24 protein-coding genes and 1 tRNA gene are annotated in these 25,886 nt (G+C 67.4%); 20 read left to right on the top strand and 5 right to left on the bottom strand.

Annotated elements, in window-relative coordinates; all coding sequences use genetic code 11:
• From ABIR74_RS01440 to ABIR74_RS01425, 4 genes are all read left to right on the top strand, one after another.
• Positions 1-1,067 (top strand): AAA family ATPase (locus ABIR74_RS01440; protein WP_348174828.1); only part of this gene is annotated, 1,067 nt, incomplete at its 5' end.
• A 17-nt stretch (positions 1,068-1,084) separates the two neighbouring features.
• A complete protein-coding gene (locus ABIR74_RS01435; RefSeq protein ID WP_348174827.1) occupies positions 1,085-1,633 on the top strand; it encodes a futalosine hydrolase in 549 nt (182 codons plus the stop codon).
• Between the two features lie 17 nt (positions 1,634-1,650).
• Positions 1,651-2,370 (top strand): hypothetical protein, encoded by a 720-nt coding sequence (locus tag ABIR74_RS01430; RefSeq protein WP_348174826.1) that lies wholly within the window; start codon positions 1,651-1,653, stop codon positions 2,368-2,370.
• A 39-nt stretch (positions 2,371-2,409) separates the two neighbouring features.
• Positions 2,410-2,697 (top strand): GYD domain-containing protein, encoded by a 288-nt coding sequence (locus ABIR74_RS01425; protein WP_348174825.1) that lies wholly within the window; start codon positions 2,410-2,412, stop codon positions 2,695-2,697.
• 13 nt (positions 2,698-2,710) lie between these two features.
• Here ABIR74_RS01425 and ABIR74_RS01420 read toward each other — a convergent pair whose 3' ends face one another.
• The 4 genes from ABIR74_RS01420 to ABIR74_RS01405 form a co-directional block, all read right to left on the bottom strand.
• Positions 2,711-3,757, bottom strand: coding sequence for a hypothetical protein (locus tag ABIR74_RS01420; RefSeq protein ID WP_348174824.1), 1,047 nt, complete (start codon positions 3,755-3,757; stop codon positions 2,711-2,713).
• An 11-nt stretch (positions 3,758-3,768) separates the two neighbouring features.
• Positions 3,769-4,656: a pseudouridine-5'-phosphate glycosidase gene (locus ABIR74_RS01415; RefSeq protein WP_348174823.1), complete on the bottom strand. Its 888-nt coding sequence runs from the start codon at positions 4,654-4,656 to the stop codon at positions 3,769-3,771.
• Between the two features lie 11 nt (positions 4,657-4,667).
• Positions 4,668-5,495 (bottom strand): carbohydrate kinase family protein, encoded by an 828-nt coding sequence (locus ABIR74_RS01410; protein WP_348174822.1) that lies wholly within the window; start codon positions 5,493-5,495, stop codon positions 4,668-4,670.
• Between the two features lie 225 nt (positions 5,496-5,720).
• Entirely contained in the window at positions 5,721-7,364 is a 1,644-nt protein-coding gene (locus tag ABIR74_RS01405; protein ID WP_348174821.1) for a glycosyltransferase family 39 protein, read from the bottom strand.
• A gap of 41 nt (positions 7,365-7,405) precedes the next feature.
• Between ABIR74_RS01405 and ABIR74_RS01400 the strand changes: the two genes are divergently transcribed.
• Positions 7,406-7,753, top strand: a complete 348-nt coding sequence (locus ABIR74_RS01400) for a zinc ribbon domain-containing protein (protein WP_348174820.1) — start codon at positions 7,406-7,408, stop codon at positions 7,751-7,753.
• Between the two features lie 7 nt (positions 7,754-7,760).
• Here the strand turns inward: ABIR74_RS01400 and ABIR74_RS01395 are convergent, their stop codons facing one another.
• Positions 7,761-8,918, bottom strand: a complete 1,158-nt coding sequence (locus ABIR74_RS01395) for an LCP family protein (RefSeq protein ID WP_348174819.1) — start codon at positions 8,916-8,918, stop codon at positions 7,761-7,763.
• Between the two features lie 24 nt (positions 8,919-8,942).
• Here ABIR74_RS01395 and ABIR74_RS01390 point away from each other — a divergent pair, with 24 nt between their 5' ends.
• From ABIR74_RS01390 to mazG, 15 genes are all read left to right on the top strand, one after another.
• Complete coding sequence (locus ABIR74_RS01390; RefSeq protein ID WP_348174818.1) at positions 8,943-9,848, top strand: ROK family protein; 906 nt, start codon at positions 8,943-8,945, stop codon at positions 9,846-9,848.
• A 3-nt stretch (positions 9,849-9,851) separates the two neighbouring features.
• Entirely contained in the window at positions 9,852-10,658 is an 807-nt protein-coding gene (gene rsmI / locus ABIR74_RS01385) for a 16S rRNA (cytidine(1402)-2'-O)-methyltransferase (RefSeq protein WP_348174817.1), read from the top strand.
• A 1,267-nt stretch (positions 10,659-11,925) separates the two neighbouring features.
• Complete coding sequence (gene metG / locus ABIR74_RS01380) at positions 11,926-13,443, top strand: methionine--tRNA ligase (protein WP_348174816.1); 1,518 nt, start codon at positions 11,926-11,928, stop codon at positions 13,441-13,443.
• The gene (locus ABIR74_RS01375) at positions 13,350-14,207 is read left to right on the top strand and encodes a TatD family hydrolase (RefSeq protein ID WP_348174815.1); all 858 of its coding nucleotides are present in this window, start codon (positions 13,350-13,352) and stop codon (positions 14,205-14,207) included. The genes metG and ABIR74_RS01375 overlap by 94 nt, the downstream gene beginning before the upstream one ends.
• The gene (gene rsmA / locus ABIR74_RS01370) at positions 14,204-14,980 is read left to right on the top strand and encodes a 16S rRNA (adenine(1518)-N(6)/adenine(1519)-N(6))-dimethyltransferase RsmA (protein ID WP_348174814.1); all 777 of its coding nucleotides are present in this window, start codon (positions 14,204-14,206) and stop codon (positions 14,978-14,980) included. Before ABIR74_RS01375 ends, rsmA begins: the two co-directional genes overlap by 4 nt.
• Positions 14,977-15,789 carry a hypothetical protein gene (locus tag ABIR74_RS01365; protein ID WP_348174813.1) on the top strand — a complete coding sequence of 271 codons (813 nt, stop codon included), beginning with the start codon at positions 14,977-14,979 and terminating at the stop codon, positions 15,787-15,789. Before rsmA ends, ABIR74_RS01365 begins: the two co-directional genes overlap by 4 nt.
• A 47-nt stretch (positions 15,790-15,836) precedes the next feature.
• Positions 15,837-16,190: a hypothetical protein gene (locus ABIR74_RS01360; protein ID WP_348174812.1), complete on the top strand. Its 354-nt coding sequence runs from the start codon at positions 15,837-15,839 to the stop codon at positions 16,188-16,190.
• A gap of 87 nt (positions 16,191-16,277) precedes the next feature.
• A tRNA-Gln gene (locus tag ABIR74_RS01355) sits at positions 16,278-16,351 on the top strand.
• An 11-nt stretch (positions 16,352-16,362) separates the two neighbouring features.
• Positions 16,363-17,688 carry a bifunctional UDP-N-acetylglucosamine diphosphorylase/glucosamine-1-phosphate N-acetyltransferase GlmU gene (glmU, locus tag ABIR74_RS01350; protein WP_348174811.1) on the top strand — a complete coding sequence of 442 codons (1,326 nt, stop codon included), beginning with the start codon at positions 16,363-16,365 and terminating at the stop codon, positions 17,686-17,688.
• Positions 17,689-17,779: 91 nt separating this feature from the next.
• Positions 17,780-18,724 carry a ribose-phosphate pyrophosphokinase gene (locus tag ABIR74_RS01345; protein WP_348174830.1) on the top strand — a complete coding sequence of 315 codons (945 nt, stop codon included), beginning with the start codon at positions 17,780-17,782 and terminating at the stop codon, positions 18,722-18,724.
• Between the two features lie 302 nt (positions 18,725-19,026).
• Positions 19,027-19,689 (top strand): 50S ribosomal protein L25, encoded by a 663-nt coding sequence (locus tag ABIR74_RS01340; RefSeq protein WP_348174810.1) that lies wholly within the window; start codon positions 19,027-19,029, stop codon positions 19,687-19,689.
• A 3-nt stretch (positions 19,690-19,692) separates the two neighbouring features.
• Positions 19,693-20,286: an aminoacyl-tRNA hydrolase gene (gene pth, locus ABIR74_RS01335; RefSeq protein WP_348174809.1), complete on the top strand. Its 594-nt coding sequence runs from the start codon at positions 19,693-19,695 to the stop codon at positions 20,284-20,286.
• Between the two features lie 364 nt (positions 20,287-20,650).
• Positions 20,651-23,878 (top strand): transcription-repair coupling factor, encoded by a 3,228-nt coding sequence (gene mfd / locus ABIR74_RS01330; RefSeq protein WP_348174808.1) that lies wholly within the window; start codon positions 20,651-20,653, stop codon positions 23,876-23,878.
• Between the two features lie 123 nt (positions 23,879-24,001).
• Positions 24,002-25,012: a SurA N-terminal domain-containing protein gene (locus ABIR74_RS01325; protein WP_348174807.1), complete on the top strand. Its 1,011-nt coding sequence runs from the start codon at positions 24,002-24,004 to the stop codon at positions 25,010-25,012.
• Positions 25,012-25,842, top strand: a complete 831-nt coding sequence (gene mazG, locus ABIR74_RS01320) for a nucleoside triphosphate pyrophosphohydrolase (RefSeq protein ID WP_348174806.1) — start codon at positions 25,012-25,014, stop codon at positions 25,840-25,842. Before ABIR74_RS01325 ends, mazG begins: the two co-directional genes overlap by 1 nt.
• The last annotated feature ends 44 nt before the right edge of the window (positions 25,843-25,886 follow it).

Genomic DNA, 25,886 nt, shown 5'->3' with positions numbered 1-25,886 from the left:
ATCTCCAACGGGTCGCAGAAATCCGCTACGGCCTCCTGCCCGCGCTCGAGCAGGAGCTCGCCGTGCGCGGCGAAGCGGTCAGCGCGACCGAGCCGATGGTGAAGGAAGAGGTCGACGAGGACGACATCGCGGCCGTCGTTGCTGCCTGGACGAAGATCCCCGTCGACCGGCTCCTCGAAGGCGAGGTGCAGAAGCTCGTGCACATGGAGTCTCGCCTGCACAACCGCGTGGTCGGCCAGGAGGCTGCAATCGATGCGGTTTCGAACGCACTCCGGCGTGCTCGGTCCGGCCTGCAGGATCCGAACCGCCCGATCGGCTCGTTCATCTTCCTCGGCCCGACCGGCGTGGGGAAGACCGAGCTCGCGAAGGCGCTCGCCGAGTTCATGTTCGACGACGAGCGCGCAATCGTCCGGCTCGACATGTCCGAGTACATGGAGAAGCACACGGTCTCGCGCCTCCTCGGGGCGCCTCCGGGATACGTCGGCTACGACGAGGGCGGGCAGCTCACCGAGGCGGTGCGCCGCCGGCCGTACTGCGTGATCCTGCTCGACGAGATCGAGAAAGCACACGCAGATGTCTTCAATGTCCTCCTGCAGTTGCTGGACGACGGCCGCCTCACCGACGGCCAGGGGCGCACCGTCGACTTTCGGAACACGGTCGTGATCATGACCTCGAACCTACGCTCGGATGCACAGCTGCTCGAGCACTTCCGTCCCGAGTTCGTCAACCGCGTCGACGAGATCGTTGTCTTCGCGCCGCTCGATCGAGAGCAGATCGCAGCGATCGTCGGCCTTCAGCTCGAACGGCTTCGTGGGCGGCTGGCCGAGCGGAAGATCTCGCTCGAACTCTCGCCCGAGGCGGTCGAGCTGATCGCAGAGATCGGCTGGGATCCCGCCTTCGGCGCACGTCCGCTGAAGCGGGCGATCCAGCGGCTCGTCGAGAATCCGCTCGCACTGGAGCTCCTCGAGGGCCGGTTCGGAGAGGGAACGGACTTGCGCGCGGTCGTCGACGGCGAGACGATCCGGTTCGAGGTCGTCGACGTCGTGGGGGCCGAATCGGTGGCCTGATCCCGTAGGATCAGCGCATGCCGGACGTCCTTCTCGTCGCTGCGACGGAGCGCGAGCTCGGTGGGCAGGACGGCCTCGTCTGCGGTATCGGTCCGGTCGAGGCTGCAGCGGCGACGGCACGCGCCCTCGCGCAGCGCGATGTCGGCGCAGTGCTCCACATCGGCATCGCCGGGGGTCGCGGGCTCGATCTCGGAACGCTCGTGATCGGGAGCGAGGCGATCTACTGCGACCTCGCGGCCTCGATCCGGCTCGTGGATCGGGTCGCGCCGGACGCGCGACTTCTCGACGCCGCCCGCCGCGTACTCGGTGACGTTCCGATCCTCCCGATCGGGACGACCGCGACCGTCGGTGGTGTCGCCCGCGAACTCGTCGTCGAGGCGATGGAGGGGTTCGGCGTCCTGCGGGCGGCCGCGCTCGCGGGTGTGCCTGCGATCGAGGTGCGGGCGATCTCCAACGAGATCGGTGAGCCCGACCGGGGCAGGTGGCGGATCGAGGACGCTGTCGCCGCGCTCGCCGCCGTCGTTCCGCATCTCGTTGCGGCCACCGGCTCCGCGTCCCGTTCCTGACGGTACGGTCTCGCTCGATGGCTCGTCCTCGCTATGCGTCCTCGAGTGGCCCCCGGCCGCCTGCGCTCTCCCCGATCTCACGCACGGTCGGGCAACTCGTGGCGGAGACACTGCAGGAATACGGAAAGCATTTCTGGGTGGCGCTCCCGCTCGGGCTCGTCGTCGCGATCGCCGATCAGGTGTCGTTCGGGCTCGACGTGGCGGGGCGGATCGGCGTGCTCCTCGTTGCCGCGCCGTTCTTCAGTGCAGCGTTCGCCGTCGGCTCAGCGCTCGTATCCGAGACGCGCCCGTCCCCCCGGACGTGGGCGCTCGCGATCCTCGTCGGGACCGTCGTCTTCATCCCGGCGGCCTTTCTGTTCCCGTGGTTCGCGCTCGCGGCCGTCGTCATGCTCGCGCTCTTCGGCAACGCAGTGCCGGCGATCGTGATGGAGCAACGCTCGCCGCTCGGCGCCGTTCGCCGCTCGATCGAGGTTGCGCGGGCCGACCTCGTTCACGCGCTTGCCGGGCTCGCGACCCTCGTGATCATGTTCGGCATCGTCCGGCTGGCGATGGGATTCCTGCTCCGGCAGCAGGCCGACAACACGGTCCGGGTCGCGATCTTCCTGGCGGACACGGTGCTCGGGCCGGTGCTATTCCTCGGCGGAGCACTGCTCTTCGTCGATCTCCGCGCTCGTGTCGGTACGACGCGCGAGGAGCGGCTCGCGGCACGTCGTGCCGAGCACTGCGCGACGAAGTAGGCTCCAGACGCCTATCGCGAACCGACTCTAGGAGGAACCATGGCGCTGTACCTGATGCTGACGACCCTGACCGAGAAGGGCGTACAGACACTGAACTCGAACCCCGGCCGCGTCCGGGAGGTCAATCGCGACGTCGAGGAACTCGGCGCGAAGATCCTCCATCAGTGGGCTTCGCTCGGCGCCTACGACTTCGTCAACGTCGTCGAGGCACCTGATGACCTGACGATCGCGAAGGTCTCGGTCGCGCTCGGCGCCAGAGGCAGCTCCAAGATCGAATCGCTCCCTCTCGTCTCCGTCGAGGCGCTGCTCTCGTCGCTCGAGCCGTAGGAGGTCAGGCCGCCTACGCGACCGCGAAGCCGGTCGCGCGCGCGACGATCGCGAGTGGGCTCGCCGGAAGCCCTGCGGACGGATCCATGTTGAACCCTCCGGGCGCGACATCGTTCGGAGTACCCGCGTGGAACAGGGATGCCAGAAGCTGGATCTGGTCGCGGCCGACGCCGAGCTCGAACTGACCCCCGCCGTACGCACCGATCCCCTGCTCGGCGCAGTAGTCGTAGCCCCGGAAGAGCTTCGCCACCGAGCCGAAACGCGACGGCTTGATGTTCACCGTGCGCGGCGGCCAGCGAAGTCCCTCGATATCGGCGACCGAGTGGATGACGGCATCCCAGGTGACACGGGCGTTCTCGGGCTCGAGGACTGCAAGCGTTTCGGGCGTGAGCGCGGGATCTTCGAGCCAGGCGTGGGGGAGGCCCGTCACGATCCTCTCGTAGAGAGCGGCGTCGGGGACGGTATCGACGCTCGTGCCGTGGTACTGGCCCTTGAAGTCGACCGAGTCGACGGCGCCGGTCGCCGCGAGCTCCGCTATCAGCTCCTCGGACCAGTCCGGGGTCGCGTCGAGTTTGAATCGGAGTCCCGGATAGTGGGCGAGCCAGGCGTTCAGGCGCTCGGTTGTTGCGGGCTCTCCGAGGCGCATCGAGACGACGAACGTCAGCGGTTCGGGCTGCCTGCCGACAGCAGCACCGAGCGACACGTTCGCCTGGCGTAGCGCGAGATCGAGCGCGGCGCTCTCGTATCCCCACCTCCGGTAGTCGAGGTACGCCTGCTGGTCGGGCTCGTGGTCGAAGAGCGCGAGCGTCTCGAGGTGCTGCGAGAACGTGTCGAGAGTCCACTGTCCGGCGAGGTCGTGGATCGGCCCCTGCGATTGGGACCGATCGTGCTCTGTCGCCTCGTAGGTGACGTCCTCGCCGAGGCCCTCCTCACCCGCTCCGCGGAGGCGGATCACCGTTGTCTTGCGCAGGAAGCCGCTCGAGACGTTCTGTTCCAGACCCTCGAGGTCGTACTCCTCGACGGTGAGCGGGAGGGTGCGGACGGTGTCGTAGAGGCTCATGTGGGATCTCCTCAGAGGGTTGCGTGTGCTTGGGCAATGGCGCCGGCGAGGCCGGCGTTGTCGACGATGAGGTCGCGATTCACGCGGCGCGTTTCGCCGCCGGAGTGCTCGTGGAGGAACCCGAGCACGAAGGGGGTAACCGCCTGGCCGGTCGCGCCGGCGGCGAGCGCCGCCGCGACGGCCTCCTCGATCAGTGGGGCGACGTCAAGGCTTTCCGTCGGTGGTCGACCGACGAGGAGCGTGTTGCCGCCAAGCCGCCAGTGCGCTTCGGCTATGCGCGCGAGCTCGTGCACATCGTCGACTCGCGCGGAGACCGGAGGGCCCCCGGCTGCGTCGTAGAAGAGCGGGAGGGTGTCGGTGCGGTAGCCGATCACGGGGACGCCAAGCGTTTCGAGCACCTCCATCGTCGCGGGAACGTCCAGGAGCGACTTGATCCCGGACGAGGCGATCACGGCCGGGATGCGGGCAGCGGCCGCGAGATCTGCGGACACGTCCGGCGGCGTCGGAAATCCGCGGTGCACGCCGCCGAGGCCTCCCGTCCCCATGAAGCGGATCCCGACCGCGGCGGCCGCTACGAGCGTTCCTCCGACGGTCGTCGCGCCGACCGCGCCCTGCACGGCGCAGGCGGCAAGATCGCGGGGACCCAGCTTTCGCGCCTTCGGCGTAAATCGCTCGAGCTCGGCCGGTGTGAGCCCGATCCGGATCTGCCCGTCGAGAACGCCGATGGTGGCCGGTACGGCACCCGCCGCTCGCACAGCGGCCTCGCTCGCAACCCCGGTCGCCACTCCGTCCGGCGCCGGGAAGCCGTGTGCGACGAGGGTCGTCTCGAGCGCGACGACGGCGCGCTCCTCCTCGAGCGCCGCGCGCACCTCGTCGCTGACGTAGATCAGATCTCTCATCTGCCTCGAGACTAGCGCTCGGTCGGTCGAGCGGGCATCGAGCCCGGGCTCTGAACGCACCGTGCGCCGGCCGCAAGTGCAAGGTCGGAACCCCCGACGAGCCAGCCGGCTGCGAAGGCGTCGCCCGCGCCCGTCGAGTCGACGACAGTTCCCGCCGGGACGGCTGCACGCAGCTCGCCGTTGAACGACGCTCCGGCCGCTCCACCTTTCACGATCCAGTAGCTCGCGCCGATCGGGCCTCCCACGATGCGATCCTCGTCGTCGTTCGCGAAGACCACGTCCGGCGTGAGTTCCTCGAGGAGCTCACGGAACGCCTCGGCGCCGAAGTCACGGATCGCGCTCCACGAGGAGAGGTCGACGCTGATTCGGGCTCCGGCGCTCCGGGCCACGCGTACGGCCGCGCAGGCCGCGCTGCCGGATGGCTCGCGAAGCAGCGCGTAGCCCGAGACGTGCAGGTAGGAGCACCCGTCGAACCACGCGACGTCGATCTCCTCGGGGCGCAGGTCGGTGGCGACGCCGCGGTCCGAGCACATCGTCCGCTCGCCGGAGGGGTCGACGAGCGCGATAATGACGCCGTTGCCTGCTGGCTCCACGGGCCCGACCAGTTCGACCCCGAGTTCGGCCAGTCGGGACGCTGCGAGGAGCCCCACATCGTCAGCGCCGCGCTTGCCGATGAATCGCGCACTGCCTCCGAGCTCACAGATCCACGCGGCTACGTTCGCCGCCTGACCTCCCGGCCGGAGCACGATGCGAGAGGTCGCATCGGCGTTCGTGGCGAGCGGCTGATCGAGGCGCACGATCACGTCGAGCACGAGGTCGCCGAGGCAGCAGATCGTCATCGCCTACGATCCTCGCATGGAGAGACGGAATCCGCTTCGGTGTTCGCTTGTGGGACAGGAAGCGCCGTAGATGGTCGAGGGCCGGAATCCGCGAGGGAAGCGGATGCGATCACTTGTGATCGTCGGGATTCTCGGCGCGTCCGCTGCCGCCGCTGCACGGCGGATCCTCCCACGACGGCGCGGAGACTCGCCCTCCGGGCTCGGTGCATTCGAGAGCGCCCCCTGTTATCGCGAGTTGTCTGCGAGCAGGCGGAGCGACGGCCCGTAGCCACGCAGGACGCGATCGGCGCGTTCGATCGTTTGGAGGTTGACGTCCGCATCTCCGATGCCGAGCGATCGGCCGACGAGCATCGCGCGGGCTGCGGCCGCAAAGTATGCTCGGTCGTCGACAACGGGCTGGATCGTGCGGATCACGAGGAACGGACCGAACGCTCGCGTCTCGAATGTGCCCGTCGGGCCGGGATCACGGTCGTCGATCTCCAGCCGAGGCTTGAGGTTGTTGCGCTCGCTCGCGTCGAGAACCCACACGCCTCGCCCCAGGGGTTTTGGCTGGCGGCGCACCGTGCGGAGCGCGAGCGCGGAGTCGGCTCTCGGGACGACCACGTCGGGGAAGTCGCCATTTCGCTCCCACGCGCCGAGGTAGAGCGGCTCGTAGCCGAAGAGGATGTCGTCCGAGCGACTCGTCGCGGCGAGGAACGCCTCTGCCTGCGCGCGGGTCGCCTGTCGCTTGTTCGGCTCCCACTCGAAGAGTTGTGGAGTTCGATTCCAGGCCCAGCCGACCTCGAGAACGACGAGAACGGCAGTGAGGGCGACTGTGGCGACGGGGACCCTCCGTGTCACGCGGAGGAGTCCGACCCCGACGACGATCGCGAAGAACGGGAGAACGAAGATGAGGTGACGCGACTCGGGTGACGTCGAGCCGCCGAGGCGCGCCGCGAGAAATGCAGCGACGGGCACGCCGATCACACAGAGGGCGAGGGAGCGCGTCTCGAACCGCACGACGACGAGCCCGACGAGTCCGACGATGAGGACGATCGCGAGCACCGGCCAGCGGCCGGTAGTGAAGTCGCCTGCTGTTTGCCACAGGTATGTCACGATCGCCCAAGGCCCGCCGAGCTTCGAGCCGCGGCCGCCGACGCCCACGTCGAAGCGGTTCGCGAGAACGAGATCCGTGATCCAGAACGGGATGCCTGCGAGGCCGACGACGACGAAGGCGACGAGTGCGCGTCGAATCTGGTCGCGGCGCGCGACGAGGATGAACGCGGCCTGGGAGGCGAAGACAAGGGCGCCGTACGGGTGCGCCGCGACCCCGAGGAGGAGCGCGGCTCCCCAGGCAGCCCAGGCGCCCCAGTCGCGACGGTCGAGCGCGCGGAGCAGGAGGAGGAACGACAGGAGCGATAGGAACAGGAAGAGGCTGTACATCCGCGCGTAGACGCCGTGGAAGAGGAAGACCCAGCTGCCGGCGACGAGGGCGGTGGCGATCAAGCTGCTTCTGCGATCGGCGAGTCGCCTTCCGAGCAACGCGACGAGCGGGACGCTTGCTACCGCGAAGGCCGCAGAGACGAGTCGCATCCCGCCGAGCCCGAATCCGAGGTGGGCAACCGCCCACGCGAACAGGAAGTGAAGGGGAGCGCCCCCGCGCTCGCGGGTGACATGCTCGATGACCCCGGGCAGGCTGTCACGGCCCACGAAGAGCGCGAGCGTCTCGTCCTCGTGAGGCGGCCAGGCCATCAGCTGGTGCACGAGGAACGCACCGGCAGCCAGCGAGATGGCGCCTACCGTGAGCCAGAAAGCGTGTGCGGTGACGAACGCCCGGGCAGCCACGCTCGCCGAGGGCGAGTGGGCCGTGCTGTCGGCGTGCTCTGTCATCTGGCTTCGTGCCTCAGCGTCGCTGGTAGATTCCCCGCCTGATGCCGATCTACGAGTACCGCTGCCCGAACGGGCATACGTTCGAGATGTTCCAGAGGATGAGCGACGCCCCCGCCGAGACGTGCGAGACGTGCGGGGCGAGTCCGGTCGAAAAGATACTCTTTCCCGTCGCTGTGCACTACAAGGGCTCCGGCTTCTACTCGACGGACTACGGTCGTGGATCGCGCAAGGGGACGGGGAAAGAGGGCGATGGCGGTAGCTCGAGCGGCAATGGCGGTAGCTCGGGTGATGGTGGCGGGTCGACCGAGAAGAGCGAGTCGTCCTCCGAGAAGAAGGACGCGAAGAAGGACTCGGGCTCGAGCGACAAGAAACCTGCTTCGAGCGACTGACGCGGGGTCATAGCTTGCGGTCGCCGATGACGCAGCCGGGGGCGTAGGGAAGACCCTTCGGGGGCTGCAACGGGGCCGATCGACCCGTGAACATCGAGAGGGTCGCCACATTGTCCTCGGAACCGAAGATGACCGACTGCCCGTCGGCGCTTCCCGGCTCACCGCCGAGGCGGCAGTGCAACGCGTTCTTCGTGTTGGCGCGGAAGTAGACCCAGCCGAGCTGGAGTACCTGGCCGGCACTGAGGTCGGTCGCGAGCGGCTCGACGATCGAGGCGCCGCGGAACGGGAGCTTCAGGGCCGTTCCGAACGACGTGACCTTGTCGGCCGTGGCCTGGACGATCTGCTGCTGGCGTCGCGCACGGTCGAGGTCCGTCTCGGACGGGTCGAGGCGGTTCTCGCGAACCCGCGAGTACACAAGGGCTCGCGCACCGTTCATCTTCTGGCGGCCTCTCTCGAAGCGCCACCCCTCCCACGCCTGGCATCGCGCGGAGGTCGCGTACGGGCAGTCGAACCGATTCGAGAGAATCGGCTTGGGAACGTCGGCCTCGATCCCTCCGACGGAGTCGATCAGCTCCCGAAAGCGATCGAAGTCGACGAAGGCGACGTGGTTCACATCGAGCCCCGTCAGGTTCTTCACCGTCCGGAGGGCGAGCGTCGGCCCGCCGTACTGGAATGCTGCGTTGATCTTCGACGAGCCGTAGCCGGGAATCTCGACTCGAAGATCACGCGGGATCGAGAGGAACGCGAGCTGGTGCTTGCGGGGATCTGTGCGTACGAGCATCACCGAGTCCGAACGGTTCGCGTCGCCGCGCCCGGACTGTCTGCCACCGTCTGTCCCGAGCACGAGGATCGTCGTCGGCTTCGAGGTGAGGAGGCCGTCCTGTGGTGTTAATTCCGCGAGGACGGGGGGAGGCACGCGGTCGTTGGCTTCCGAGATCCCGCGTGAGAACGACAGATAGCTCGTCCCGAGCCAGACGATGCCGAGCGCCAGAAGCGCGATGAGAGCGAGCGTGATCCGCCTGCCGAGCCGTCTCTGACGCGGCCTCCGCGGAGCTCCGTTCGGCTCTGTCTTCGTGGCCCGGGCGGTCGGCGGACGCTGCAATGGGACCTTGCCCTTTGCCCGACCACCCCTGTACACCCGGTAGGGCTTCTCTTGTTCGGGCATTCGGGCGGTTATCGTAGCCGCGCGATGTATGAAGAGCGCGTTATCGGAGTCGACCTCGGGGGAACGAAGGTTCTCGCGGGTCTCGTCGCGCGCGACGGGACGATCGGCCGAACGATCGAGATCCCGACGCCGGACGGGTCAGCAGAGGACGTGCTGCGCGTCGTCGACTCCGTCGTCGACGATCTGATTGCCGACAGAGCAGTCGCAATCGGATATGGCGTACCGCTCAATATCGACCGGCGCACGGGAGTGGCACTGCGCGCGATCAACCTGCCCGTCCACGACATTCACTTTCCGGATCGCGCCCGCGCGCGGTACTCGCTGCCGGCAGGGGTCGAGAACGACGGGAACGCAGCAGCCCTTGCCGAGTGGCGTCTCGGCGCCGGACGCGGTGCGCACGACCTGATCATGCTGACGCTCGGGACGGGGGTTGGCGGCGGTCTCGTGATCGAGGATCGGCTCTACCGTGGTTGGGCAGAGCTCGGGCATACCGTTGTCGTTGCGGGCGGCGCGCCGTGCCAGGGGAATTGCCACGGGCACGGCCACCTCGAGGCGGTCGCGTCCGGTCAGGCGGCGGATCGCGTGGCAGCCGAGTTGTACGGGCCTGGTGCGGAAGCGCCGTTGCTCGTGGAGCGAGCACGGGCCGGCGATGAGACCGCTCGAGGCGCTCTCGCGGAGATCGGGCGCCTGCTCGGGATCGCGATCGGCTCGCTCGCCAACATCTTCGACCCCGATGTCGTCGTCGTTGGCGGAGGATTCGGCGCCGCTGCGGCGGATCTGATTCTCGAGCCGGCTCTCGCGGCGGCACGGTGCGAGGCGATTCAGCCGGCCGACGGGACTCTGCGGATCGTGCAGGCGGAGCTCGGTGATGAGGCCGGGCTGATCGGGGCGGCGCTCGTCGGCTTCGAGGCGCTCGACGGAGTGAGGTAGTCCATGCCGCTCGCCGTGTGCGCGACGCCGATCGGGAATCTGGCGGACGTGACGCTCCGCGTGCTGGAGGAGCTCGGTTCGGCGGAGACGGTGCTTTGCGAGGACACGCGTCACACTCGTGGCCTACTCGAACGACACGGGCTCCGGGCCCAGCTCCTCTCCTATCACCAGCACAACGAAGCGAGCCGCGTCGCGGAGCTCGTGCCGCGGCTCGTTGCGGGCGAGCGGATGGCCCTCGTCTCCGACGCCGGGCTCCCCGGCGTCAACGACCCTGGATCCCGCATCGTCGCGGCCGCCCTCGCGGCCGGGGTGCCGGTGACCGTGTTGCCAGGGCCATCGGCCGTCGAGACAGCACTTGTCGCGAGTGGGCTCGCCGGCGAGCAATACCGCTTCGTCGGATATCTCCCGCGCAGCGACCGCGATCGCGCCGCCCTCTGGCTCGAGCTGGCCGCGTGGCCGCATCCGACAGTGGCGTTCGAGTCCGCGAGGCGGCTTCCGGCCTCGCTCGCAAGCCTCGCTGCCGCCGAGCCGGAACGGCTCGTCGCGGTGTGTCGCGAGCTGACGAAGGCGTTCGAGGAGGTCGTAGGCGGCCCGGCCGCGGTTGTGGCGGAGCGGTTCCGAGAGGCGCCTCGCGGGGAGGTAACGCTCGTGATCGGGCCATCCACCCGCGTCGCCGATGCAGGGGTGGCGCTTGCCGCAGTGGTCGAGCTCGTTGCGTCCGGAACGCCTCGAGGCGCGGCCGCGAGCGTCGTCGCCCGGCTCACTGGCGTCTCTCGAAACACGTTGTACGAGATCTCGCTGTATCCTTAATTGACAACGTCCGACTCCTTCGCTACTGTTCTCTCTGTTGCCTTTATTGATAACGGGAGTGGACGGGAAGTCCACAGGAGGTGGAGCATGCGTCGTCTCACGGTCGTTCTCGCAGTTCTCGTCGCCCTTGTTGCCGTCCCGTCCGGGTGGAGCTGGACATGGCCCGTCTCGGGGGACGTTCTTCGGCCCTACTCCCTCGGGCCAGATCCCTACGCGGCTGGACAGCATCGCGGTGTAGACGTCGCAAGCGGTGAAGGCGAGCCGGTTCAAGCGCCCGCCACGGGGGTTGTATCGTTTGCAGGCTTCGTTCCCGGCTCCGGCCGGACCGTGACGATCCAGGGTCTCGGCCATGCGATTTCCGTGACGCATCTCGCCGCGATCACGACGGGAAAGGGAGCAACGATCGCAGAAGGAGATCCGATCGGTGTTGCGGGGCGGACGAGCGACTCCGAGTGGCCGTTGCCGTACGTCCATCTCGGTATCCGGACATCCGCTGCCGCCGATGGCTACGTCGATCCCCTGACGCTTCTGCCGCCGCGTGCAGTTCTTCCTCCGCCGCCCGCGACCGAGCCAACCGCTCCCGCCGTGCCCGCGCCGACCGAGTCGGCCGTGGCTGCAAGTTCGGTGGCGGCGCCGGCTCAGCAACCGCCTGTCTCTCCCGCCTCTGCGCCCGTCGCTGCGCCGCCCTCAGCGGGCGACCCCTCGGGTGCAGAGGATGTGACGTTGCCTGCCAGAGCTTCGGTCGTGGAGCACGTGAATCTTGTCGCGCGTGCGCCGGCGACGACGCCGTCGTCCACGGGCAACGCGCCCGCGAGCCGGTCGAATGAACTCTCGCCCCCCTCCCGTGGCATGGGTGGAGCGCGCAGACATCCCGTCCCCGTCCGCGGCGATGCCGGCGAGTCACCCGTCGATCGACCTGGTGTTGAGGAGACGGCTTTCCCGCGAGCGACGGAGGAGCGTATGGGCGTCGAGACCGAGCAGGTTCAACTCGCGGCGCGCGCGGGCGCATCGGCGATGCCATCTGCGGATGAGGAGGCCGCTCCGGCGACTCCGACTCCGACTCCGACTCCGACTCCGACTCCGACATCGACTCCGACACCGACTCCGGGGCATCGCGGCGACGTCAGCGGCTCGGTCTCCGGATCGGCGCGAGGAGCGAGAGACGTGCTCGAACGACACGCTCCCTTGACGTTTCTCGTCCTCGCACTCGTCGGGTCTGGCTGCGTCGGTGCGTCACTTCTGGCGCGCCCCCGTAGAATCGGTCGTCATGGAGCCCTTCTACGTCACGACCCCGATCTACTACGTGAACTCGACTCCGCACATCGGCCACGCCTACACGACGATCGCGGCGGACATCCTCGCCCGCAACCAGCGGCAGCGTGGGGCCAAGGCCTTCTTCCTGACCGGGGTCGACGAGCACGCCGCCAAGGTGGCCCGCGTGGCCGCGGAACAGGGTCTGTCGCCCCAGGCCTACGCAGATCAGATCGCAGTCGTCTGGCGTGACCTCCCGGAGCGTCTCAATGCGTCAAACGACTTCTTCATCCGGACGAGCGATCCAGAGCACAAGCAGTTCGTCCAGAAGTTCCTGCAGCGCCTGTTCGATAACGGGCACATCTACCAGGATGTGTACTCGGGTCTGTACTGCGTGGGCTGCGAGGCGTTCAAGACCGAGGCCGACCTCGTCGACGGGAAGTGCCCCGAGCACGATCGTGAGCCCGAGTGGATCGAGGAGCGGAACTGGTTCTTCCGACTCGCCTCGTTCGAGCAGGAGCTCCTCCAACTGTACGAGCGCGACGACTTCGTCCTCCCAGGCTTCCGGGCGAACGAGGCCAGGAGCTTCATCGAGGGCGGCCTTCAGGACTTCTCGATCAGCCGGGCAGGTCAGACATGGGGGATCCCGATCCCCTGGGATACGGATTCCGTCGCGTACGTCTGGGCCGACGCGCTCGTCAACTACGTCAGCGCGCTTGCCTATGCACGCCCCGGGCAAGATCTCATCCCGACCTTCTGGCCGCAGGTACGGCACCTGCTTGCGAAGGACATCCTCCGCTTCCACTGCGTTTACTGGCCGGCGCTTCTCCTGGGCGCTGGGTACGAGCCGCCTCGACAGCTGTTCGTGCACGGCTACCTTCTGCTCGACGACCGGAAGATCTCCAAGTCGCTCGGCAACGTCGTCGACCCGCTCGATCTTATCGACGTCTACGGCGTCGACCCGGTTCGCTTCTGGTGCGCCCGGGCCGTCTCGTTCGGGCAGGACGGCGCCGCTTCGATTCTCGGGATCCACGAGCGCTACGAGCGCGAGCTGGGGAACGACCTCGGGAACCTGCTCTCCCGGACAACTGCGATGGTCGCGCGTTACCGGGGCGGAACGCTGCGGGCCTCGCCGTCTCCGGATGGTTCCATCGCGAACGCGATCCGGCCACTCGCGAGCGACGTCGCCGCGAGCCTCGACGAGTTCGACCTCACCGGCGCGCTCGAGCGGATCTGGGAGGTCGTCCGCATCCTGAATCGTGAGGTCGAGACCACCGCACCGTGGCAGCTCGCCAAGGATCCACTGTTGGCAGACGACCTCGATCGCGTTCTGTACGACCTCGTCGATGGCCTGCGGGCTGTGGCTGTGGCCCTCGCTGCCTACATACCGACGACCGCCGATGCGATCCTCGCCGCTCTCCGGCAACCCACAGGTATCGAGTGGGCGAACGTGGCATACGGGCTCACCGCCGAGACGCACGCGATCGAGCCCGCGACCCCGCTGTTCCCGCGTCTCGACGCGCCCGTGGAATAGTTGGCGTTCGCGTGATCGATGCGCACGCACACCTCGACGGATGCGATGAGCCCCCGGCATTTCTCGTCGAGCGAGCCCGGGCGGTAGGAGTCTCCCGGATCGTGACAATCGGGACGGGAATCGCATCGTGCGAGGCGGCGCTCGCGATAGCAGACGCCGAGGAAGGAGTCGTTGCGGCCCTTGGGATCGATCCTCACCGGGCCGGGGAGGCGGATGCGAAGAGGATCCCCGAGATGATCGACCTACTCGATCACCCGGCTGCCGTCGCGGTCGGCGAGATCGGCCTCGACTACTTCCATGATCGCGCTCCCCGCGATGTCCAGCGTGCTCTCTTCGAACGACAGCTCGAGGTTGCGTCGGAGGTCGGGCTGCCGGTTGTGATCCACACACGCGACGCCGACGACGACACGGCAGCCGCGCTCGCCTCGTTCGCAGGCCCCGTGATTCTGCATTGCTTTTCGGCTCCGGGTCTCCTCGAGACCGCTGCTGAGCGCGGGTACTACGTGTCCTTTGCGGGGAACGTGACGTACCCGAAGGCAGTGCCACTTCGGGATGCGGCGAGGGTCGTCGCAGCCGATCGGATCCTCGCCGAGACGGACAGTCCGTACCTCTCCCCACAGCCGCTTCGTGGCAAGCGGAACGAGCCGGCCAATGTGCTCCATACGTTGGCGGTGCTCGCCGAGACGCGCGGCATTCCCGTCGCGGCGCTCGAGGCGCAGATCGACCGCAACGCAAGCGTCGCGTTCGGCCTACCGCTCCCGTGAATGCGCTCTTACCCAGGAAGTCGCTCGGGCAGCATTTCCTCGTTGACGACAACATTCTTGGGGTCATTGCTCGGCTCGCCGAGCTCGGCGAGGACGACGTCGCTCTCGAGATCGGCCCGGGCTTCGGCGTCCTCACGAGCGTTCTCTCTGCGCACTGCCGGTACGTTCATGCAATCGAGCTCGATGGGCGACTCGAGCCTCATCTCCGCGAGATCGCCACCGCCCCGAACGTGTCCGTGCACTGGGGGGACGCGCTCAAACTCGATCTCTCGGGCCTCGACCCCGTGCCGACGAAGCTCGTCGCCAACCTCCCGTACAACGTGGCAACGCCGATCGTCGCCGAGAGCCTCGACAGGCTGCCCACGATCGATCTCTGGTGTGTGATGGTGCAGCGGGAGGTCGCCGATCGCTTTTTCGCCGTCCCGTCGACCAAGGCGTACGGCGCCGTCTCGGTGCTGATCCAGCTCGCGTCCGTGCGAACGGGATTCCACCCGGTCTCCCGGACAGTCTTTCGTCCACCTCCGAACGTCGACTCGGCACTCGTCGCGTTTCGTCGGATCCCGCTGCCGGGGAACTTCCCGGTGATCCGCCGCGTCGTCGAGGGAGCGTTCGCTCACCGACGCAAGACGCTCGCGAACTCTCTTCAGCTTGCCGACGTGGCGCCGCGTGAAGCGACGGTCGCTGCCCTGGCCTCGCTCGGGATCGACGCGTCGATCCGGGCCGAGGCTCTCGAACCGTCCGTGTTCGTGGAGCTCACAGGGCGGCTCATATGACCTCTCGCCCGGCCCACGCGAAGATCAACCTCGCGCTCCTCGTCGGCCCCGTCGGCGACGGTGGGAAGCACGAGGTGATGACCGTCCTGCAGCGCATCGACCTCGCCGACTCGATCGAGCTGGCGGTGGGGGAGGCCCTGACCGTCGTGGGCTTCACCGATGACACGATCGTGGCGAGAGCCCTGTCCGCACTGGCGACCGTCGTGGGCGTCGAGCCACGCTGGGTGGTTCGGGTGACGAAGGAGATCCCCGTCTCGGCTGGGCTCGGTGGAGGAAGCTCGGACGCTGCGACCGCTCTCCTGCTCGCGAACGAATCCCTCGAGTCGCCGCTCACGCTCGAGCGGCTCTCGGTGATTGCCGCGGAGATCGGTGCCGACGTGCCGTTCTTTCTGCGGGAAGGGCCGCAGCTCGGAACGGGCGACGGATCGCGGCTGACGCCGCTCGATCTCCCCGAGGGCTTCAGCGTCGTTCTCGTGTTGCCGGATAATGTGAGTAAGGAGTCCACCGCGAGCGTGTACGCCGCGTTCGACGAGCGCGCCGGGGCAGAGGGCTTTGCCGACCGCTGCGTTGCGCTTCGGACCGCGCTCGCTGCGGTACGGGGGACGTCCGATCTCGCGGCGCTTCCCCCGAACGATCTCACGATCTCGCCGCTCGCGGAACGACTCAGGCGTTCCGGTGCAATCCGGGCCGACGTGAGCGGCGCAGGTCCGTGCGTCTACGGCGTGTTCGTGTACCCGGATCAGGCCCACGAGGCCTGTCGTGATCTCCGGCGTTTCGGGCGCACGTGGGTCACCACCGCGTGTCGCTAGCCCGACGAGGTCGAGCCCGATCGTCGGTCTGTAACTACCGTACGGACATGTCTAACGTGGTCGTGGAACACGGCGAGGGCCTGTTCTCGCGCAGTCTCCGTCGGCGTCGATTCATCGTCGCGGGCATCATCGCGGGAATCGAGGCCGTGCTCGTTCTCGCCGACGTCATCCCGTGGTGGGTTGCGATCCTGGCTGCCGCGGCTGCTGTTGCCATCTACGTCGGGTGGGCGCGACAGCACCCTGCTCCGATCGTCCGGTCGATTGCCTGGGTCACTGCCGCGTCCCAGCTGGTCGTCGTGCTCGTTCCCGTGGCGATCGTCCTCGTCGGACTGCTCGCTCTCGTGGGCGTCGTCGTCCTCGCTGCGATCGCCCTTGGTGTGCTCCTCCTCGATCGCCGATGAGCCACCGGATTCGATCGACGCGACATCCGGTGCGATCGTCGGTCGTGGGTGACCGGGCGGCGGGGTACACTCGGCTTCCCGATTCACTGGGGCGTAGCCAAGCGGTAAGGCAACGGGCTTTGGTCCCGTGATCCCAGGTTCGAATCCTGGCGCCCCAGCCAACGTGCCGACAATGTCCCAGACTCGCACAAAGCTTGCAGCCGTCGTCATGGCCGGAGGCCGAGGCACTCGCATGCGGTCAGCCGTTCCGAAGCACCTGCATCCGCTCCTCGGCAGGCGCATGGTCGACTGGATCGTCGAAGCAGCACTCCCGCTCGCACCCGAGCCGCTCGTCGTCGTGGCCTCGCCAGATACGGCGACCGAGTTCCCGGGACTGACTGTGGCGATCCAGGAGCGAGCGCTCGGCACGGGCGATGCGGTGCGGAGTGCGAGAGAGGCGCTCGCCGGCGCCGACGAGGTTTTGATCCTCTCCGGAGACACGCCCCTGCTCACGACCGATCTTCTCGAGGAACTTGCAGCCACGCATCGGGCGACGGGGGCGGGGGCGACAGTGCTCTCGTTCGTACCGGCCGACATCCGGAGCTACGGTCGCATCGTCCGGGGCGCCGGCGGCAACCTCGAATCGATCGTCGAGGCAGTCGACGCCACTCCTGAGCAGCTCGAGATCGGCGAGGCGAACTCCTCGATCTACCTCTTCCGCGCGGAGCTGCTCTGGCCCGCACTCGACCGACTGCAGCCTGTCAATGTGCAGGGCGAGCTCTACCTGACCGATGCCGTCCGCGACCTTGTCGCTGGTGGGCAGACGGTTGTCGTCCATGTCGCCGCGGACGCCCGCGAGACCGAGGGCGTCAACACCCGCGTCGAGCTCGCCGCTGCGGCGGCCGCGCTCCGCGACCGGATCAACACAGCCCACATGCTTGCCGGCGTCACGATCTTCGATCCCTCCTCGACGTGGATCGAGCCGACCGTCACGCTCGAGGCGGACTCGGTCGTCCATCCGTTCACCCTCCTGCGTGGCTCGACGACCGTCGCCCGAGGTGTGGAGATCGGGCCGCATGCGGTCGTCATCGACGCCGAGATCGGCCCGGATGCGACGATCGGGCCGTTCTGTTACGTTCGCCCCGGAACGACGCTCGGGGCCAGGGCGAAAGCGGGGACGTTCGTTGAGCTCAAAAACACGAAACTCGACGAGGGCGCAAAGGTGCCTCACCTCAGCTACTTCGGCGACGCGGAGGTCGGTGCAGGCACGAATGTCGGAGCGGGGTCGATCACCGCGAACTTCGATCATCGCCCGGGTCAGCCCAAGAGGCGCACGGTGATCGGAAAGAACGCCCGCATCGCGGTCGACACGATGTTCGTCGCCCCCGTGACGGTGGGCGAGGACGTCTGGACGGCCGCCGGCACGGTGGTCTCAGAGGATGTTCCGGATAATGCTCTCGTCGGGTTCCCGCCGAGACAGACGATCAAGGAGGGCCGGGGTGGAAAGCGGGACGGTTGAGCAGACGCTTCCGGGGCTCGGCGTACCCCAGGGAACTGAAGTAGCCCCCGTCGTTGCGCGGACGATCGGTCTCACCTCGAGCAAGAGGCTGATGGTGGTCTCGGGGCGGTCGCATCCAACGCTGGCCGAGGACATCGGCACGAAGATTGGCTGCGATCTTGGCGAGATGACGCTCAAGACTTTCGCGAGCGGCGAGACGTACTGTCGCTACGAGGACTCCATCCGCGGGGCCGATCTCTTCATCGTCCAGACCGGCTCGATGCCGGTCGATCAGCACCTGATGGAGCTTCTGATCATGATCAACGCCGCGAAGCTCGCGTCCGCCAAGCGCATCACGGCGGTGATCCCGTGGTACTTCTACGTGCGGCAGGACAAGAAGTCGCGCCCGCGCGAGCCCATCACGGCCAAGCTCGTCGCCGACCTACTGCAGACGGCGGGTGCCGACCGCGTCCTGACCATGGATCTGCACGCAGGTCAGGTTCAGGGGTTCTTCGAGATCCCGGTCGACCATATGACCGCCGTGCCGATGTTCGCGCAGTACGTCCGGGACCTGAACCTTGGCGAGAAGATCGCGGTTGTCTCGCCTGACACGGGGCATGCGAAAATCGCCGGCAAGTTTGCCGAGATGGTGACCGGTGACCTCGTGATTCTCAACAAGGTGCGACCCGCACACAACGAGGCGAAGGTCACGACCGTCATCGGCGACGTCGAGGGCAAGGTTGCGGTGATAATCGACGACATCGTCGACACGGCCGGGACGCTCGTCGCCGGAGCCGCGGCGTTGAAGGAAGCCGGCGCGACGAAAGTGTATGCCTGCGCGACGCACGGCCTCTTCAACGGTTCCGCTCTCGAACGGATCGCGACGAGCGAGATCCACAAGCTCGTCGTTACGGACACCGTTCCGCTCGATCCTCTCGCACGCCCGGACAACGTCCAGGTGCTTTCGATCGCGGGGATCCTCGCCGAAACGATCTCGAACGTGTTCGCCGACGATTCGGTATCCGCGATCTTCGCCGGCGAGAACCAGCTCTTCTAGCGGCACTGTGCGCGCGCCGACGCACTACAGGGAGTTCGCCGTTCGGCGAAGACGAAGTCCGGCGGCACCCCCTGAGAGTGCCGCCGGCCCGAAGCTGGTATCGGCAGGACGTCGGGTTCCCGTGACCCCGGTGCATTTGGAGGGAGAACTGCGTTACCGGCGAAACGGGACTCTGGCCGGGTCGGCACGGCATCCGCACCTTTCCTCCCCTGAGAGGTGCGCGGTTGCTGCTGGCCCGGCCACGAACAGATCCCGACCGATCCTTCGAAGCCCACTCCGACCATGCGCTACACTTCGCCGCCGTGTCTGGGGACAGAATCACACTCGAGGTCAAGGAGCGCGGTGCCGACCAGCTCGGCACCCGTAATACCAAGCGCCTGCGGCGCGAGGGATTGATCCCCGGCGTGCTTTACGGCAGGTCGAACAAGGCCTTTGTCGTCGGCGAAAGAGAGCTGCGCGTCGCGTTGACCGGCCCCTCCGGGCTCCATGCAATCGTCGACGTCATGATCGAAGGCGCGAAGACACCGCATCACGCCGTGCTCAAGGAGTACCAGCAGCACCCCGTCCGCGGAACGATCACCCACGTCGACTTTCACGAGGTGAGGCTCGACCAGCCGATTCAGGCGACGGTCGCCGTCCAGCTCATCGGCGAGTCTCCCGGAGCGAAGGTCGGGGGTGTCGTTTCGCAGGTCGCCCGCGAACTGCACGTCGAGGCCTTGCCGGCAGCGATCCCGGAGCACGTCGAGGTCGATATAAGCGAGCTCGAGCTCGGAGACAGCCTCCGCCTGAGCGACGTCAGCGCCATTGCCGGCGTGACGTTCCTCGACGACGAGCAGACGGTGATTGCCAACTGCTCCAGCCCGCGTGGTCTAACCGAAGCCGAGGAAGCCGCCGATACGGCCCTCGCTGCCGAGGCATCAGCGGAGTCTGCCGCCCAGGCAGAAGCCGCAATCGACGCGGAGTAACTCTTGCCGCTCTTCCGTCGCGGCGGGACGGCCTCGACGCTCGACCTGCTCGTCGTCGGACTCGGGAACCCCGGACGCAAGCATGCGCGCGATCGACACAACGTCGGTTTCATGGTCGTGGACGAGCTCGCCCGCCGAACGAGTGCATCGTTCAAGGGGAAGTTCAGCGGGCAGATCGGCGAGGTCCGCATCGGCCAGGCGCGAGTCGCCCTCCTGCAGCCCGATACGTACATGAACGACTCGGGACGCTCGGTACAACCAGCGGTCGCGTACTACAAGACCCCGCTCGAAGCCGTTCTCGTCGTTCACGACGAAGTAGACCTCGAACACGGACGGCTCCAGGTTCGTCTCGGAGGTGGCCTCGCGGGTCACAACGGTCTGCGTTCGATCGCCAATCGCTTGGGCAGCCCGGACTTCCTCCGGCTTCGCGTCGGCGTTGGTCGACCCGGGCGAGGCGACCCGCGCGATGTCGCTGACTTCGTTCTCGCGGCGTTCGCGCCCGAGGACGACGCCGAGGCCCTGGTCGAGCGTGCGGCCGACGCGCTGGAGTCGCTCGTCGAATCCGGTCTCGAGATCACGCAGCAACGCTTCAACTAGCGGAGCCACGACAACGACCTCCGCTCGGCGCGCTCGCGCCGACCTCCGAGGGTCACCGGTCGACCGAGCAGTCGCGGCGCTGTTGACAGTGCGTGACGGTCCCGGTCGAATGTCGACGCTAACAGGTCGCAGGTTCCCCGCTACCTTGACTTCAGGGGCGCGAGAGTGCCCCCCTGGGGGGCGTTCGGGAGGTTGGACGTTCGGGAGGTTGGACGTGCGGGAGGTTGGACGAGATGAGAGGTTGGACGAGATGAGAGGTTGAGAGGCTGGACGAGGGGTGCCGGGGCGGCTCGCCGAACGCGCTGCTCCGTCCCGGAGGAGGGCGCTAGGATCTCCCTGCGGGAGCATGTTTCCCGCTTTTTGCATGGACCAGACACCCCTCCACGCCTTCATTGCGGAGCTCGCGGGCAGCGAGCGGTTCCAGGCTTTCACGAAGTCGCTGCCAGGTCGCGCGCGGGTGTCGGAGGCCGCACTCCCACTCGTCCTCGCGGCACTGCATGAGGAACTCGGACGCGGTCTTCTGATTCTCCTTCCGGAGGACGCGGACGCGCGCGATGCCGCTGAAGGAGTCTCGTGGTTCCTTGGCCCGGACATCGTCGCACTCCTCCCGAGTCGCGGCGTTTCGCACGCGTCGGGACTCGAGCCGCCTCCCCATCTCGTCGGGGAGAGAGCAAGGGCCCTCGACGTCCTCGCGCGGGGGGGCCTCGTGTGCGCGTCGGCCGCCGCACTGGCCGAGGGGATGCCGCCGGCCGCCGTTCGCCCGCAGCCGGTGGGCCTTGTCGTCGGCGAGGAACCCGGGCTGGACGGCCTCTCCGAGGCCCTTGCGCACGCGGGGTACGAGCGCGTCGATCGCGTCGATCAACGAGGGCAGTTCGCAGTTCGTGGGGGGATCGTCGACGTCTTTCCCGCGACGGGGCGTGAGCCGCTCCGCGCCGAGTTCTTCGGCGACGAGATCGAGCAGGTCCGCGCGTTCTCGCCCTTCACGCAGCGGGCGTTGCACGCCGTGACGGCTGCGAGCGTGTACCCGGCCGCAGAGCGCCGAGCCGAGACGATCGAGATCGAGAGATCGCCGCACGTCTGGGAGGAATCGGAGCGGGAAGACGGCACGACCTCGTGGCCGACCGATCTCGTTCCCCCTGTCGACCGAGCGCCCGACTTCGTCTGGCAGCCCGACGAGGTGAGGGCCGTCTGGGACGAGGAAGGCTTCGAGCCGGTCTCGCTCGCCGGGGCAACGGAGCTCGACCCGTTCCCGCGGGGTCAAGCGTTCCAGTTCGAGGCGCAACGTCCGGCCATCGCCGCACGCGGCCTTGCGGAGGCAGAGAACGAGCTCGCGGGGTTCGTCCGCTCCGATAATCGTGTCGTCGTGACGTTCCCGCACCGGGGCGAAGCACTCCGGCAGGGTGGGCTCCTCAAGAAGGTCGAAAGCACGATCCTCCCGGACGGGGCCGCTCTACCGCGGGAGGCCTCGGTGCGGTTCGCGGTCTCCGGCGCGAGGCGCGGGTTCGTGTGGAGGGACCTTCGCCTCGTCCTCCTCCCCGACACACAGGTCTTCCGCAAGCGCCCACCCCGAGCGGACGCACGTCTCGGTCGTGCGCTCGCGACCTTCGCGGACCTGCGCGTCGGGGACTACGTCGTGCACGAGGATCACGGCGTCGGAAAGCTTCTCGGCTTCGAGACCAAGGAGGTCGCCGGCGTAACGCGCGACTACCTCTTCCTCGCATTCCGCGGCGATGACCGACTCTACGTTCCACACGAGCAGCTCGGCAAACTGTCGCGCTACATCGGCGCCGACGCGAAGTCACCGGCGCTCTCGAAGCTCGGCGGTAAGGCGTGGCAGAACCTGAAGAGTCGTGCCCGCGAGTCAGTGCGCGAGCTGGCAGGCGAGCTCCTCGCGCTCTACGCGCAGAGGCAGCGCGCCGAGGGTGCGAGCTTCGACCTCTCCAACGAGTGGCTCGACCGGCTCGAAGCCTCGTTCCCCTACCGCGAGACGGACGATCAGGCCCGCGCGATCGAGGCCGTGAAGGAAGATCTCGAGTCCTCGAGGCCGATGGACAGACTCGTCTGCGGCGATGTCGGATTCGGCAAGACCGAGGTCGCAGTCCGGGCCGCCTTCGCGGTCGCTGTGAACAACCGTCAGGTACTCGTGCTCTGCCCGACGACGATCCTCGCAGAGCAACATTGGAACACCTTCAGGGAGCGCTTCCGGGACTTTCCGCTCAACGTCGAGATGGTCTCCCGGTTCCGAAAGCCCGCCGCGACGAAGAAGGTGATCGCGGACTTCGCCGCCGGCAAGGTCGACGTTCTCGTCGGAACGCACCGTATTCTCTCCCGCGACGTGATCCCGAGCGCGCTCGGCCTCGTCATCCTCGACGAGGAGCAGCGGTTCGGCGTCGCCCAGAAGGAGCTCATTCGCTCCCTTCGCCTCGAGGTCGACGTGCTCGCTCTCTCGGCAACGCCCATCCCGCGGACGCTCCACATGTCGCTCGCCGGCCTGCGCGACATCTCGATCATCGAGACGCCTCCCGAGGGGCGACGGCCGATCAGGACGACGGTGGGTGAGTACGACGAGTCCGTGATCAAGGTCGCGCTCGAGCGCGAGCACGCGCGTGGCGGTCAGTCGTTCTACCTGCACAACCGCGTCGACACGATCGACGAGATGGGCGAGAAGCTGCGGCAGCTCTGCCCCGGCCTACGCTTTCTCGTCGCGCACGGCCAGATGCGAGAGAACGAGCTCGAGGAGCGCATGCACGCGTTCCTGGCGGGCGATGCCGACGTGCTCGTTTCGACGACGATCATCGAATCGGGAATCGACATTCCGCAGGCGAACACGCTCATCGTGGAGCGTGCCGATGCTCTTGGCCTCAGTCAGCTCTACCAGATCCGGGGGCGCGTGGGTCGTTCCGACGTCACAGCGCACGCCTATCTCTTCTATCCGGATGCCACGGAGTTGACGCCCGAAGCTCGAGCCCGTCTCGCCACGCTCGCCGATCACACCGAGCTCGGTGCCGGCTTCCAGATCGCCATGCGCGACCTCGAGATCCGCGGCGCGGGCGATCTGCTCGGTGCCGAACAGTCAGGGCATGTCGCCGCGATGGGGTTCGAGCTCTACGTCGAGATGCTCAACGAGGCCGTCGCGGAGCTCTCGGGTCAGGCGCGCGCGGCCGTCCGGCCCGTTCGTGTCGATGCCCGCGTCGATGCGTACATCCCTGCCTCGTACGTTGCGTCGGAGGCGCTGAAGATCGATCTCCACAGGCGCCTCGCCCTCGTCGAGCATGACGATGAGCTTCGTGAGCTCCGGGCAAGCGTCGAGGATCGGTACGGCCCCCTGCCGGAGCCGGTCGACAATCTGTTCTCGATCCAGGAGGCGAAGCTGTCGCTCGTCCGAATCGGAGCCGACTATCTCGTCTTCCGTGGCGGTCGCGCGACGGTCGGGCCGCTCGCACTCGGATCCGACGAGCTGCGTGCGCTGCGCGCGGCCGGCGACACCATCGTGTACACCCAGGCCAAGCGCGAGGTGTCGCTTCGCACGGACGATCTCAAGGGGGCTCTTGGACTTGCCGATGGTATTATCGCAGCCCGTTCGGCCACCTGAGTTGCGCTCTACGGCAGGAGCAGGCACGACGGACCCGAACAGATCGCAACTGCGAATTAACGCACCCTCGTCTATACCTTCAGAGTCCCTGTCACGCTGCCCCCACGAGAAAGATTGCTATCCATGAAACCAGCTCGCGTCATCGTCTCCGTCCTCGTTGCACTCGTCGTGGTGGTCTCGGCCGCCTGCGGAGGCAGTGACCAGAGCGTCCCAGACAACGCGGTTGCAGTCGTCGACGGCACCCCGATCACGAAGGCGGAGCTCGACCAGCTGCTCGCTCGCGCGAAGAAGACCTATACGGCGCAGAAGCGCGCCTTCCCGAAGGCCGGGACGGCGGAGTACCAGAGCCTTCAGACGCAGGCGGTCGCCTACCTCGTGCAGCGTGCCGAGTACGACGTCGAGGCCGAGAACCTGAAGATCACGGTCACGGACAAGGAGATCGAGGCCAGGATCACGCAGCTCAAGACGCAGTACTTCGGTGGCAGCCAGGCGAAGCTCGACAAGCAGATCAAGGATCAGGGGTACACCACGGAGTCGTTCCGCGACGACATCAGGGCTCGCGTCCTCTCCGAGAAGATCTACGCGGCAGTGACGAAGGACGCAAAGGTGACTGACGCGCAGGTCACGACGTACTACGTCGCCAACAAGAAGCAGCCGCCGATCTATACCCCTGAGAGCCGCGACGTCCGCCACATCCTCGTCAAGACGAAGGACGAGGCAACCAGGATCTACGATGAGCTCAAGTCCGGCGGCGACTTCGCTGCGCTCGTGACCAAGAACACGCTCGACGAGGCGTCGAAAGCGGGCGGCGGCAAGATGACGATCAAGCGCGGCGACACCGTTGCGGAGTTCGATTCGACCGCATTCCTCCTGCCGACGGATTCGATCTCGCGTCCGGTCAAGACGCAGTTCGGCTACCACGTCATCCAGGCGCTCTCCGACGTCCGTCCGGCCAAGACGCTCTCGCAAACGGCCGCGACGGCGCAGATCAAGGCGCTCCTGCTCGAGAAGTCGAAGAACGACGCGCTGACCAAGTGGACGAACGAGAACAAGAAGGAGCTCGACAAGAAGGTCGTCTACGCGGTCGGCTTCGCGCCCCCTGCGGCAGCGACCGACACGACGACGACAGGGTAGTGGCCGACGCCGCTGACGGGGCGGGGCTCGCTTCCGCTCTTGTCGAGCTGCACGAGCTGACGCGACGGCTCCGCCTGGACTGCCCCTGGGATCGTGAGCAGACCGCGCGCACAATCGTTGCTCACACCGTCGAGGAAGCGTACGAGGTCGCCGACGCCGCCCTCGCCGGCGATTCGGAGAAGCTCCTCGACGAGCTCGGCGACCTGCTCTTCCAAACCTACTTCCTCGCGTTGCTGCTCGAAGAGAGGGGTGAGGGAGACCTCGAGGCTGTCGCGCGTGGGATCCATGCCAAGCTCGTGCGACGGCACCCGCACGTCTTCGGTGAAGCAGAAGCGAACACTGCCGGTCGGGTCAGGGAACGCTGGGAGGCGATCAAGACCGAGCAGGAAGGGCGCTCGGGCGTGTTCCACGATGTTCCGGAGGCGCTTCCGGGGCTGCTGCTCGCCCGCAAGGTGCAGCGCCGCGCTGCCTCCGTCGGGTTCGACTGGCCCGATGTCGCGGGACCTCTAGCGAAGATCCACGAGGAGATCTCCGAAGTCGAGGAGGAGCTCGCGCGGATCGGCCGACCCGCTCCCGAAACGGAAGCTGATCCGCGGCTTTTCGCCGAGATCGGAGACCTTCTGTTCACCGTGGTCAACCTCGCTCGGGTAGTGAACGTCGACCCCGAGCTGGCGCTTCGCGTCACAACTGGCCGGTTCGTTGCACGAGTCGAGGGCGCGGAGTACCTCGCGGCCGCAGCGGGGCTCGTCTGGAGCGAGCTCGATCTCGATGCGCAGGAGGCCTGGTACGAACGCTCCAAGGCCGATCTCGGCTCTACCGACGCCGGCTGATCACCGGTTGCACAGAGAGCCGCTCCTCGGCCACGGCTACGCTG

It is taken from the genome of Gaiella sp. (assembly GCF_039915195.1).
Lineage (GTDB): Bacteria > Actinomycetota > Thermoleophilia > Gaiellales > Gaiellaceae > Gaiella.
Note: the sequence above shows the minus strand (reverse complement) of the source record. Positions and strands in the feature narration are given on the sequence as shown.